12 protein-coding genes are annotated in these 12,352 nt (G+C 64.7%); 9 read left to right on the forward strand and 3 right to left on the reverse strand.

All coding sequences use genetic code 11. From position 1 onward, the window contains the following. Window positions 1–215 precede the first annotated feature (215 nt). Window positions 216–968: a Spy/CpxP family protein refolding chaperone gene (locus XH92_RS24125; protein WP_371817805.1), complete on the reverse strand. Its 753-nt coding sequence runs from the start codon at window positions 966–968 to the stop codon at window positions 216–218. A gap of 452 nt (window positions 969–1,420) precedes the next feature. Between XH92_RS24125 and XH92_RS24130 the strand changes: the two genes are divergently transcribed. The 9 genes from XH92_RS24130 (at window position 1,421) to XH92_RS24170 (ending at window position 10,936) form a co-directional block, all read left to right on the forward strand. Continuing rightward, window positions 1,421–2,761 carry an ABC transporter substrate-binding protein gene (locus XH92_RS24130; protein ID WP_194454325.1) on the forward strand — a complete coding sequence of 447 codons (1,341 nt, stop codon included), beginning with the start codon at window positions 1,421–1,423 and terminating at the stop codon, window positions 2,759–2,761. Window positions 2,762–2,878: 117 nt separating this feature from the next. Beyond that, window positions 2,879–3,817 carry a carbohydrate ABC transporter permease gene (locus XH92_RS24135; protein WP_194454326.1) on the forward strand — a complete coding sequence of 313 codons (939 nt, stop codon included), beginning with the start codon at window positions 2,879–2,881 and terminating at the stop codon, window positions 3,815–3,817. After that, window positions 3,817–4,728 (forward strand): carbohydrate ABC transporter permease, encoded by a 912-nt coding sequence (locus XH92_RS24140; RefSeq protein ID WP_194454327.1) that lies wholly within the window; start codon window positions 3,817–3,819, stop codon window positions 4,726–4,728. Before XH92_RS24135 ends, XH92_RS24140 begins: the two co-directional genes overlap by 1 nt. Before the next feature lie 31 nt (window positions 4,729–4,759). Further along, window positions 4,760–5,860 (forward strand): ABC transporter ATP-binding protein, encoded by a 1,101-nt coding sequence (locus XH92_RS24145; RefSeq protein ID WP_194454328.1) that lies wholly within the window; start codon window positions 4,760–4,762, stop codon window positions 5,858–5,860. A gap of 29 nt (window positions 5,861–5,889) precedes the next feature. Then, complete coding sequence (locus XH92_RS24150; RefSeq protein ID WP_194454329.1) at window positions 5,890–6,879, forward strand: hydroxyacid dehydrogenase; 990 nt, start codon at window positions 5,890–5,892, stop codon at window positions 6,877–6,879. Window positions 6,880–6,948: 69 nt separating this feature from the next. Then, entirely contained in the window at window positions 6,949–8,373 is a 1,425-nt protein-coding gene (locus tag XH92_RS24155) for an amidase (RefSeq protein WP_194454330.1), read from the forward strand. An 80-nt stretch (window positions 8,374–8,453) separates the two neighbouring features. Further along, window positions 8,454–9,116: a hypothetical protein gene (locus XH92_RS24160; protein ID WP_246787592.1), complete on the forward strand. Its 663-nt coding sequence runs from the start codon at window positions 8,454–8,456 to the stop codon at window positions 9,114–9,116. 51 nt (window positions 9,117–9,167) lie between these two features. Further along, window positions 9,168–9,941 (forward strand): transporter substrate-binding domain-containing protein, encoded by a 774-nt coding sequence (locus XH92_RS24165; RefSeq protein WP_194454331.1) that lies wholly within the window; start codon window positions 9,168–9,170, stop codon window positions 9,939–9,941. A gap of 185 nt (window positions 9,942–10,126) precedes the next feature. Then, window positions 10,127–10,936, forward strand: a complete 810-nt coding sequence (locus XH92_RS24170; RefSeq protein WP_194454332.1) for a DUF2147 domain-containing protein — start codon at window positions 10,127–10,129, stop codon at window positions 10,934–10,936. Window positions 10,937–11,096: 160 nt separating this feature from the next. On the opposite strand, the gene XH92_RS24175 is transcribed toward XH92_RS24170, so the two are convergent. Together XH92_RS24175 and XH92_RS24180 are read right to left on the reverse strand one after the other, a co-directional pair. Then, a complete protein-coding gene (locus XH92_RS24175; RefSeq protein WP_194454333.1) occupies window positions 11,097–11,501 on the reverse strand; it encodes a cupin domain-containing protein in 405 nt (134 codons plus the stop codon). A 23-nt stretch (window positions 11,502–11,524) separates the two neighbouring features. Next, window positions 11,525–12,223: a ribonuclease activity regulator RraA gene (locus tag XH92_RS24180; RefSeq protein ID WP_018271626.1), complete on the reverse strand. Its 699-nt coding sequence runs from the start codon at window positions 12,221–12,223 to the stop codon at window positions 11,525–11,527. Window positions 12,224–12,352 lie beyond the last annotated feature (129 nt).

Here is a 12,352-nt window from a genome sequence, read left to right on the forward strand (position 1 = left end):
CATGTGCCGGCCATTTTTCATGTCACCGGAGCGGTTCCCGACAAGGCCCCGACTCGGCCATCACTCGGGCCTGATCCGGTCCGTTTTTCTTCAACATTGAATGACGAATTAACCCGGCCGCGCCGCTGCGGCAGAATAGCCGGGTGCTGCGCCTTTAACCTACCCCAGGGCATGGTGGCCCGGCTATTCGTCCCCACTTCGCCGTCGATCATGCTCTAATCGAGCCCGCGTTCGTGGCTGAGGCGGACCATTTCGTTGATGAAGATTTGTTTCTGCTTGTCGTCGAGACTCGCAAATAGCGGCTCTGCGGCATCGGCGACGCCGCGCTGATCGACTGCGCGGTCATTGAGGAACTGGGCTTCGTTGCGCATCTGCTCGATGATGTCGTCGGGCGGATCGCGCTGCGCGCGCGCAATCCGCAGGTTGAGACGGTCGGCGCCATTGTGCCCGAGATAGTGCATCGCACTGTTGAAGCCGGCCCAATTCTTCTCCTGCTCCGGCGTCAGGTTGAGCTCCGTCTTGATCCGCTCGATGTTGGCGTCGCTGTTGGCGACGATCTGTTCGGCCGTGAGCTGCGGCGCGCCCGCTTGGGTCAGCACGGTCGGCGCTTGCTTTCCGCCCTTGTCCTTGGTGGCGACCTTGGCCGATTTGGCGGCCTTGGCGCCCTGTTTGTCACCGGACGCCGGAGCCTGTGCATTCCTGCCGTTGCCGGCATTGGGGGTGGCGTTGTTGTTGCCGGTGAGCACCCCGGTCACGCCGGTCACCACGCCGACGACGCCGCCGATTGCTCCGCCTAGAACGCCGCCGACCGGTCCGGCGGCCTTGTTGCCTTCGCGCGCGCCGTTTTCGACGCCCTGCACGATCTGCGCATCGACCATATGAGGCACGGCAAGCAGCGTGACGGCGGCGGCCCCAACCGCGACGCACAATTTCCATTGCGCTCGCAGCTTCGCTACCGGGATGAGCATGATCGGGTCTCCGTGATCGATGGTGGATTGCAGGACTGACGCGGCGGGCAAGTTCGACGAATCCGGACTTTATCGTTTCCGGCTTCGGCAAGTCTATTGGTCGCGCTGGCCATCAACATGACGGAACACGGCTCGATCAGGCTCGTTTGGAAACCTGCGGCTCAACCGCGCACCGTCTGCGAGCGTTGCGCCAACCCAAGCGTGCGTCGCAGCATGATTACCGGAAGCGCGGCAAATCACCGGCAACGGCAGCGATGCCAACGACACTGCCTGCGATTTGACCACAACGTTAGTACTACGTGGCACAGGCATCTCGTTTCTCGACAGCAGCCGGCAATTCTGTTCTGATCGGTGTGAACGAAATCCCGCGACGTCGCGCGAACGCGACGCACAAAAACAACAACGGGATTCAAAAAAGTCTTTTGTCCGTCGGCTACCAGGGAGGGAATGCCATGTCACGGAAGAAGCTTTCGCGCCGAGAATTCGTTGCGGCGACAGCGCTGTCATCGGCGGCGCTCATTACAGCCCCCTACGTGCGTGGCGCCTACGCGGCTGGAAAGCTCTCGATGGGCTTCTGGGATCACTGGGTGCCGGGTGCGAACAGCGCCTCCACCGAGCTCGTCAATGAATGGGCGGCCAAGGAAAAGGTCGAGGTCCAGATCGACTACATCACCAGCCAGGGCAACAAGAACATCGTCACCATCGCTGCCGAAGCGCAGGCGAAATCCGGTCACGATATCTTCCAGATGCCGACATGGTGGCCACAGGCCAATGCCGAGCTGCTCGAGCCGGTCAACGACATCATGGAGCCGCTGATCAAGCTGAACGGCGAGGTCAACGGCACGGTCAAGTATCTCGGCCAGGCCGACGGCAAATGGCTCGGCGTTCCCGCCAGCGTCGGCAGCCAGATCAAGGGTCCCTGCTCGCGCATCGACCTGATGAAGAAGTACGCCAACATCGACGTCCAGGAGATGTATCCCGCCGGAAGCCCGCCGAAGGCCGACAACTGGACTCTCGACACGTTCCTCAAGGCAGCTGAAGCGTGCCACAAGGCCGGCTTCCCGTTCGGCATCGGTCTCGGCGAGACCAGCGACAATGTCGACACCGCCGGCGCGATCTTCCAGTCGTTCGGAGCGCAGCTGGTCGACGCCAAGGGCAACCTCACCGTCAAGACCGACGCGGTGCGCCAGTCGCTCGAATTCTACAAGAAGCTGCTGGCCTTCCTGCCGCCCGACGTTGCCGCATGGGACGATGCCTCGAACAACAAGTGGCTGGTCGCCGGCAAGGGCGCGATGATCATGAACCCGCCGAGCGCCTGGGCGGTCGCCAAGCGCGATGCCCCGCAAGTCGCCGAGCAATGCTGGACCCACGGGTTCCCGGCCGGACCGAAGGGACGTTTCGCGCCCTATCTGCCGTTCTTCTGGTCGATCTGGTCGTTCTCGAAGAACAAGGAAGCGGCCAAGAGCCTGCTGTCGTTCCTGTCGCAGCCCGCATCGATCGAGAAGATGGTGGTCGCGAGCGGCGGCTACGACCTGCCGGCCTACGAGAAGCTCACGACGTTGAAGGTCTGGGAGGAGCAAGGGCCGCCGAAGGGCACGCTCTATCACTACCCGAACCCCTACAAGCACCAGACGCTGTCGATCGCGGCATCGCCCGCGCCGCCCAAGGTCGCGCAGCAGATCTACTTCCAGGCCACCCTGACCAAGATGTGCCTGCGCTACTACCAAGGTGAAAGCATGGAGAAGACCCTCGCCTGGGCCGAGGGCGAATGCGAAGGCTTCATGCGAAGCTGACGAAAGGACGGGCTCGCGTGCGGCCGCCGATCGTGCTGGCCGCGCGGAGCCTCGTCTTGATAACCCAGCGGCCGAACCGACGAGCCGTGCAACCAACCCGCGCGAGGGACCAGCGTCATGGTTGATGTCGCATTCCAACCCAACCGCACAGCCGTGGCCCAGACGGGGCGAAGGCGCGTCGGCCTGCGCAACGCGCTGCGGCGCAAGTCGATGTCGGCGTTCCTGATGACGCTGCCGCTGATCCTCCTGATCGGCATCCTGGTGATCTATCCGGCAATCTACTCGCTGCACCTTGCGACGCTGAACAAGGCGATGACGAAGTTCGTCGGCTTCGGCAACTTCGAGTTCCTGTTCAAGCGCGACACCTTCTGGCTGGTGGTCAAGCAATCCTGCATTTTCGCGATCTCGGCGGTGATCTTCAAGGCGCTGATCGGCTTCATCGTCGCGCATTTCGTCCACAACGTGCCGGCCAACAAGCAGCGCAAGTGGCGCGGCATGCTGCTGGTGCCATGGGTGATCCCGCCGGCGATGAGCACGCTGGCCTGGCTGTGGCTGTTCGACCCGTCCTACAGCGCCTTCAACTACACGCTGTCCTTCTTCGGCCTCGGGCCGATCCCATGGACGGGCGACGCGATGTGGGCGCGCTTCTCGGTGATCCTGGTCAACGTCTGGTACGGCGCGCCGTTCTTCATGATCATGTATCTGGCAGCGTTGAAATCGGTGCCCGAGCAGCTCTATGAGGCAGCCGCGATCGACGGCGCCAATTGGTGGCAGCGCATCTGGTACGTGACCTTACCGATGATGCGCAACATCATCGCGATCACGACGCTGTTCTCGCTGATCGTGACCTTCGCCAATTTCGACATCGTGCGCATCCTGACCGCGGGCGGGCCGCTCGACCACACCCATATCTTCGCGACCTGGGCGTTCCGCGTCGGCATCGAGGGCAGCGACATCCCGCTCGGCGCCAGCGTCTCGCTGTTCATGGTGCCGATCCTCGCGGTCGCTGCGATCTTCATCCTGCGCGACATCACCAAACGCGGGAACGAATCCTGATGAGCACGGTGACGATCGACAAGTCCGGACCGACCCGCAAGGTCAAATACGGCAGCATGAGCCGCGACCGGACCTGGGCGCTACGCTGGTCCTACTTCTTCCTGACGCTGTTCGCGGTCTTCTCGCTGACGCCGCCATTCTACATGCTGATCACCTCGCTGAAGGGCAGCGCGGAAATCTCGGCGGCGACCAATCCGTGGTGGGTCTACCACCCGACCTTCGAGAACTACGTGCAGCTCCTGACCTCGAACCAGTTCCTGCGCTTCTTCTGGAATTCGGCCTGGGTCTCGATCATCGTGGTCACCATCACGATGCTGATCAGCGTGCCGGCGGCCTTTGCGCTGGCGCGGATGAAGTTCTGGGGCTCGGCGACGCTCGCGACCGGGGTGTTCCTCACCTATCTCATTCCGGACAGCCTGCTGTTCATCCCGCTGTTCAAGATGTTCGCGGTGTTCGGCGACTGGACCGGCGTCCAGCTCGTCAACCGCTGGTACGTGCTGCTGTTCATCTACCCGACGCTGACGGTGCCGTTCTGTACCTGGATCATGATCGGCTATTTCGCCTCGATCCCGAAGGAGCTCGACGAAGCCGCGATCATCGACGGCGCGAGCTGGTTCCAGACGCTGACACGGATCTTCATTCCGGTCGCCCTGCCCGGCCTGATCGCAGCGACGATCTTCGCCTTCACCGTCTCCTGGGCCCAGTTCCTCTATCCGCTGGTGTTTACCACCTCGACCGACCAGCTCGTGCTGCCGGTCGGCATCATCACGACCCTGATCAAGGGTGACGTCTTCAACTGGGGACAGATCATGACCGGCGCCCTGCTCGGGGCCGCGCCGCCGCTGATCATCTACGCCTTCCTGATGGACTACTACATTGCCGGCCTCACCGCCGGTGCGACAAAGGGTTGAACGCGACAGAGGCAGGATAAGGGTAGGATTCATGGCCGACGTGAGTTTGCGCAAGGTGGTGAAGCGTTACGACGAGGTCGAGGCGGTGCGCGGCATCGACCTCGATATCGCCGACCATGAGTTCGTGGTGCTGGTTGGGCCGAGCGGCTGCGGCAAGTCGACCACGCTGCGGATGATCGCCGGCCTCGAGGACATTTCCGACGGAGATATCATGATCGGCGGCGACGTCGTCAACGACGTGCCACCGAAGGACCGCGACATCGCGATGGTGTTCCAGAACTACGCGCTGTATCCGCACATGACCGTCGCCGAGAACATGTCGTTCGGGCTGCGGCTGAAGCACTACCCCAAGGCCGAGATCAAGAGCCGGGTGACGGAAGCCGCGCGCATGCTCGACATCACTGATCTGATCGACCGCAAGCCGAAGCAGCTCTCGGGCGGCCAGCGGCAGCGTGTCGCGATGGGGCGCGCGATCGTGCGCAACCCGAAGGTGTTCCTGTTCGACGAGCCGCTGTCCAACCTCGATGCCAAGCTGCGCGTGCAGATGCGGATCGAGATCAAGAAAGTGCACCAGAAGGTCCGCACCACCACCGTCTATGTCACCCATGACCAGGTCGAGGCGATGACGCTGGCCGACCGCGTGGTGGTGATGAACCACGGCAGGATCGAGCAGATCGGTACGCCCAACGAGCTCTATCACAAGCCGGCGACCCGGTTCGTCGCCAGCTTCATCGGCTCGCCCGCGATGAACTTCGTGCCGTGCCGGCTCGAGGATGTCGGCGGCAGGCTCAACGTGCGGCTGACCGATCGCCTCTCCTTCCCGCTGCCGCCGGCGCGCGCCGCCCGCTACCAGGCCATTTCGCGCACCGACAAGCTGCTGCTGGGCATCCGGCCCGAGCACGTTATGGAGGCGCGGCCGCATGCCGAGCCGGGCGTCGAGCCGTTCGATGCGGTGCTCGACGTCACCGAACCGATGGGCATGGAGACGCTGGTCTATTTCACGCTCGAGGGCAGTCAGGTCTGCGGCCGAGTCAGTCCCAATGCAGGCGCACGGGATGGCAGCCCGCTCCGATTGGCTGTGGACCTCAACAATATGCATTTGCTAAACGAGGTGACCGGCGCCGTCCTTTGACGGCGTACAAGAAACCTCAAGGGCAGGAAATGGCCACCAACAAGAAGAAGATTTTCATCACCCAGACTCTGTCTCCGGGGGCGCGGGTGCTCCTCAACGAGCGGGACGATGTAGAACTCGTCGAATTTCCCAACCTGATCTCGGCCAATGACTTCCAGGCGATGCTGGAGCGGCATGCGCCGGTCCATGGCGTGGCGCTCGGCGCGACCCGCTTCGGCGAGGCGGAGCTGGAGGCGTCCAAGGGCATGCTGGTGGTGACCCGGATCGGCGTCGGCTATGACGCGGTCGACGTGCCCGCGCTGTCCCGCCGCAAGGTGCCGCTGATGGTCGCAGGCACCGCGAACTCGCCGTCGGTCGCCGAGCACGCCGTGTTCATGATGCTGACGCTGGCCAAGCGCGCGCAGGAAATGCACGCGATGGTCAAGGAAGGCACCTGGGCGAGCCGGCTCGGCGTGCTGCCGTTCGACCTTTACGGCAAGACGGTCCTGATCGTCGGCTTCGGCCGCATCGGCACCCGCACCGCCAAACGCTGCCTCGCAATGGAAATGAACGTGCTGGTCTACGACCCCTACAAGCCCGCCGCCGAGATCACCGCGGCCGGCTGCGAGGCCGTGCCGAGCCTTGAGGCGGCGCTGCCGCGGGCGGATTTCGTCACCATCCATTGCCCGAAGTCGCCCGAGACGGTCGGTCTGTTCAACGCCGCGCGGATCAGGCTGATGAAGCCGACCGCCTATCTCATCAACACCGCCCGCGGCGGCATCGTGGACGAAAAGGCGCTGCACGACGCGCTGGTGTCGGGCAAGCTTGCCGGCGCCGGCCTCGACGTGTTCGAGGTCGAGCCTCCGCCGGTCGGCCAGCCCCTGCACGCTTTGCCGAATGTGATCATGGCACCGCATGTCGCGGGCGTGACCGTCGAGGCCGTCGATCGCATGAGCGAGCAGACCGCGCGCAATATCCTGAGCGTGCTGGACGGCAATCCGCTGCGCCAGAACGTGATCAATCAGGACGTCCTCGGCTGAGCTTTCAGCCTTCCTCGTTTGCGCCGCGGCCGATCCCGCGAGGTCGGCCCGGCGATGCGGAGCATGCACATGGCTTTCAAGGAATTCGGCAACTACGATGCGGTCGGTCTCGCCGAGCTCGTCCGTAAGAAGGACGTCACGGCGAAGGAGCTGCTCGACGAGGCGATTGCGCGCACGGCCGCCGTCGATCCGAAGATTAACGCGGTCGTCGTCAAGCACTACGACTACGCCGAGCGCCAGATCGCCAAGGGATTGCCCGACGGCCCCTTCACCGGCGTACCGTTCCTGCTGAAGGATCTCGACCTGCTCGAGGGCACCCGCACCACGTCGGGCGCCAGCCTGCTGAAGGACTTCGTCGCGGACCACAACGGCACGCTGACCCAGCGCTTCCTCGATGCCGGTCTGGCGATCTTCGGCAAGAGCGCGAGCCCGGAGTTCGGCCTGATGCCGACGACGGAATCCCGCCTGTTCGGCCCGACCCGCAATCCCTGGAATCTCGAGCATTCCTCCGGCGGCTCCTCCGGCGGCGCGGGGGCTGCGGTCGCGGCGCGCATTCTGCCGGTTGCGCATGCCAGCGACGGCGGCGGCTCGATCCGGATCCCCGCCTCCGCCTCGGGCGTGTTCGGCATGAAGCCGACGCGCGCCCGCAACCCCTGCGGTCCCGATCGCGGCGAAGGCTGGGGCGGCTTCTCCGTCGGCCATGTGCTGAGCATCAGCGTGCGCGACAGCGCGGTCATGATGGATGCGATCCATGGTCCGGAGCCGTCGAGTCTCTACGTCGCGCCGCCGCCGCAGCGACCGTATTCCCAGGAGGTCGGCCGCGACCCCGGCCATCTGCGCATCAGCTTCACCGACAAGTCGCCCTATGGCGATGCTGTTGATCCCGAGATCGCCGCGGCGGTCCGCGACATCGCCAAGCAGCTCGCGGGCCTCGGCCACCATGTCGAGGAGCGTGCACCGCCGCTTGCCGCCGATCCCGCCGCGGTCATGACGACCATCGTCGGCGGCAACACCGCGCTGACCATCCGCCTGCTCGAACAGCGCGTCGGGCGCACGCTGACGTCGGACGACGTCGAGCGGCTGACGCTCGCCAGCGGCCAGAACTCGATCAAGATGACCCCGGCGGACTATGTCGCCGCGCAGCTTGCGGCGTTCCAGATCTCGCGCGGGCTCGCGACCTTCTTCGAGGGCTGCGACATCTTCCTCAGCCCGACATTGTGTGCGCCGCCGCTTCGCCTTGGCGAGCTGAACACGATGTCCGAGGACCTCACCCACATCGCGCCGGTGTTGCGCCGCTACATGCCGGGCACCGCGATGTTCAACATGTCCGGCCAACCGGCGATGTCGGTGCCGCTGGCCTGGAACAAGGCCGGTCTGCCGCTCGGCATGATGTTCGCGGCCAAGCTCGGCGAGGAAGGATTGCTGTTCCGCCTGGCCGGCCAGCTCGAGCAGGTTCGGCCCTGGAAGGACCGGCGGCCGCCGGTTTGTGCCTAGCTGACAAAGGGCAGTCAGATCAGGTAGATAGGAATGACGCTGGCACGATTCCGCCGGCGCCGTGCCCGGGAGACCGAACCGTGAATGACCCGACCGACAATGCGCTCGCCGCAATCGCGAGCATTCTCGATCAGACGACGACGCCTCCCGAGAAGTCCAAATCGCCCGACGCCAAGTCGTCCGACAAGACGGCGGACGATACGTCTGTGCCTGGCGAGGAGCCGCCGGTTTCGATAGCGATGCCGCCGCCGCTGCCGTCGTCCGTCGAGATCGTTACCGTCGAGACCGTTTCCATCAAGACCGTGTCCGTCGAGGTCACGCCCGCCGACCCGGCGGTCGTCGAGCCGGCACCGACCGAGGAGCCCGAGCCAGTCGAACAGTCTGAGACGAATGAGTCCGAGCTCAGTGAACCCGAGACGAGTGCGCCGGAGCCTGAGCCAGCGCCGATCCAGCCGCCCCAACCGATCGAGGCCAATGGCTATTCGAAGTCCGGCCCGGGCCCGATGGCCGCGCTGCGCTTCCGCTGGACGGTGCGCGAGGACGGCGGCCAATACTATGTCGACGAGACCGTCGGCGAAGGGTCGAGGCCAATGGTCAACGGCCCCATGGACAGGGACGCCGCCATCAAATTCGTCGACGATCGCGAGGCCGAAGCGCGGCGGCGCTTCGAGCATTTCAAGCACGAGATCGCCAGCCGCACAGCGGCCGCCCTTCAGGCGCGCCGGGACCGCAACGAGGCCTGAAACGCGATACGCGCCCGCGGGCGTCGCAAGAAAGCGGATGGAGAAAACTTGATGTTTCGCGCGCTGGCCGGCCTCGCTCTCGCCTTGCTCTTTTCTGCCGCGCAAGCGCAGCAGGCGCCATCCCGGCTCGATGAGATCGTCAAGCGCGGTACGCTGCGCGTCGGGATGACAGGCGACTACCTGCCCTTCACTGCGCTCGACAAGGAGACCAAGGTGTTTCGCGGCTTCGACGTCGACATGGCGCAATCGCTCGGCAAGGCGCTCGGCGTCAAGGTCGAGTTCGTGCCGACATCATGGCCGCAGATGACCAGGGATTTCGAGGCCGACAATTTCGACATCGCGATGGGCGGCGTCTCCATCACCTTCGACCGGCAGAAGAAGGGCCTGTTCTCGACGCCGATCATGCGCGAGGGCAAGACGCCGATCGCACGCTGCGCCGACAAGGGCAAGTTCGAGACGATCGCCGAGATCGACAAGCCCGGCACCCGCGTCATCGTCAACCCCGGCGGCACCAATGAACGCTTCGCGCGCGCCAATGTGAAGGCCGCCGACATCCGCGTCTTCAACGACAACACCAAGATCTTCGACGAGATCGCCAAGGGTGACGCCGACCTGATGATGACCGACGCGTCGGAGACGCGCTATCAGCAGAAGCTGCATCCCGGCGTGCTCTGTGCCGTGCATCCCGACAAGCCGTTCGACTTCGCGGAAAAGGCCTATTGGATGCAGCGCGACGTCGCCTTGAAGGCGTTCGTCGACCAGTGGCTGCATATCGCGCGCGAAGACGGCAGTTACGCGAAGATCTATGCCGCGTGGTTTGAATAGCCTGCCTCAGTTCACCGCTCGCGTGCCGCAAATTGATGCGCACGGCCTGAAACCAGATCGCAATCCAGTGATTTGAACCTGGGGCGCGAGGACACGACTCATGTTCTGACCGTGATTTGGGGCACGTTCAGTGAGGCCGCCACCAAATAGCCTCGCGAACGGGATTCCCTGCACTGGAGGTCGAGATGAGAAAGCTTCTGGCGATCGCCACGCTGGTGCTGGCGAGCACGGCGACAGCGCAGGCACAATACACGTTCGATTACGGCGGCCGCACCATTCGCATCGATCCCGATCGTGGAACGGTTTCGATCCCGGGCGTCTATGACAATACCGGCCGCAGTTCCAAGCGCGCCAGGCACAAGGACGCCGAGCAGAAGCGCGAGACGGCTCCAAAAGACGCCAGGACGGATTCCCCGTCGACACCTGCCCCGCCACCCGCGGCCGCTGCATCACCCGCTCCGGCTGCCGTCGATCAGGCCGCGGCCCCGGCGGCGCCAGCGCCGACTGCAGCAACGACAGAGCCCGCGAACCCGGGCGTTGCGCCACCTCCGGCTACGGCAGCGACTACACCGCCGCCACCGCCCGCGCCGCCGCTTGTGCAGCAGAGCGCCGCGCCGGCGGCAAGGCCAGCCCCCGCGCCAACGGTCGGCACCGCATCGCCTGCACCCAAGCCGGCAGCGAACCCCGTGCAAGCAGCCAACTCGCCGCTCGGCGTCTGGTTGACGGAGGAAAAGGAAGGCAAGGTCCGCATCGAGCAATGCGGCCCCAATCTCTGCGGCTACTCGGTCGACAAGAAGTCGAACGCCAACGGCGAGCAGGTTCTGATCAACATGAAGCCGGGCAAGGACAAATGGAGCGGCCGGATCTTCGATCCGAACAGCGGCAGCAGTTACGATTCCACTATCGCGCTGAAGAGCCCCGATACGCTGCGTGTCCAGGGCTGCGCGTTCGGCGGCATGTTCTGTGGCGGCCAGACCTGGACGCGGGTGAACTGATCAACGGGGAATCGTAGCCCGGGTGGAGCGCAGCGAAATCCGGAATTGTCGCCGCGGGAGAGAGCTTCCCGGATTGCGCTTCGCTCCATCCGGGCTACGGTTGCGAGCAACAAAAAAGCCCCGCAATGCGGGGCTTTCTCATTCGGTTCGCAGCCGCGCCTCAGCCGACCTTGCCGTTGTATTCTTCGTCGGTGACGTGCTCCATCCAGGTCGAGAACACGCCGTCGAGCGCCTCCTGCATGGCGATGTGCGTCATGCTGTTGTCGGGCGAAGCGCCGTGCCAGTGCTTCTCGTTCGGCGGAATCCAGACGACATCGCCGGGGCGGATCTCCCGGATCGGGCCGCCCTTGGCCTGCACGCGGCCGATGCCCGAGATCACGTACAGCGTCTGCCCGAGCGGATGGGTGTGCCAGGCGGTGCGCGCACCGGGCTCGAACGACACGCGCGAGGCGTTCAGCCGCGCCGGTGCCGGCGCCATGTTGATCGGGTCCTGCAGCACGCTGCCGGTGAAGTGCTCGCTCGGCGCGCGGCGGGTCGGCCGCGAGCCGGAAACGTGGATATCCATGGGGTTACCTCCCTTTCTTGACGTTATTTCTTTGATGCGGCGTAGCGCGCCTTGGTCTCGGCGTTCATCGGATAGAGGCCGGGCAGCTGGGCGCCATTGTTCACCTCGTTGACGATCCAGGCTTCCATCCGCTCCTGTTCCGGCCCTTCGGCCAGCACATGATCGAGGAATGCCTGCGGGATCAGCACCGCGCCGTCCTGGTCGGCCACGACCACGTCGTTCGGAAACACGGCAACGCCGCCGCAGCCGATCGGTTCGCCCCAGCCAACGAAGGTCAGCCCCGCAACCGACGGCGGCGCGGCGTAGCCGTCGCACCACACCGGCAGGCCGGTGCCGAGCACGCCCTCGACGTCACGCACCACGCCATCGGTGATCAGCGCCGTCACCCCGCGCTTGACCATGCGGGCGCAGAGGATGTCGCCGAAAATGCCGGCGTCGGTGATGCCCATGGCATCGACCACGGCAATGCAGCCTGCCGGCATCGCCTCGATCGCGGTGCGGGTCGAGATCGGCGACGACCAGGATTCCGGCGTCGCCAGATCCTCGCGAGCCGGCACGAAGCGCAGCGTGAAGGCCGGTCCGACCAACCGCTTCTGCCCGGGCTTCAAGGGCTTGGTGCCGCGCATCCAGATGTTGCGCAGGCCCTTCTTGAGCAGGACCGTGGTGATGGTGGCGGTGGACACGTGCGACAGCGTCGCGATCGCTTCGGCGGACAGTGACATCTCGAAAGCTTGCTCCGATGGGAGGAAAAGACCGGCGCATGTTGCCGGGCGAAGGCCCTGCGTCAAGGGCTGTGCGAAAAACCTGCGATCATCCAAATTTATCGCCGGCATGCCGATTAATTTATTGAA

Source organism: Bradyrhizobium sp. CCBAU 53421 (assembly GCF_015291625.1).
Lineage (GTDB): Bacteria > Pseudomonadota > Alphaproteobacteria > Rhizobiales > Xanthobacteraceae > Bradyrhizobium.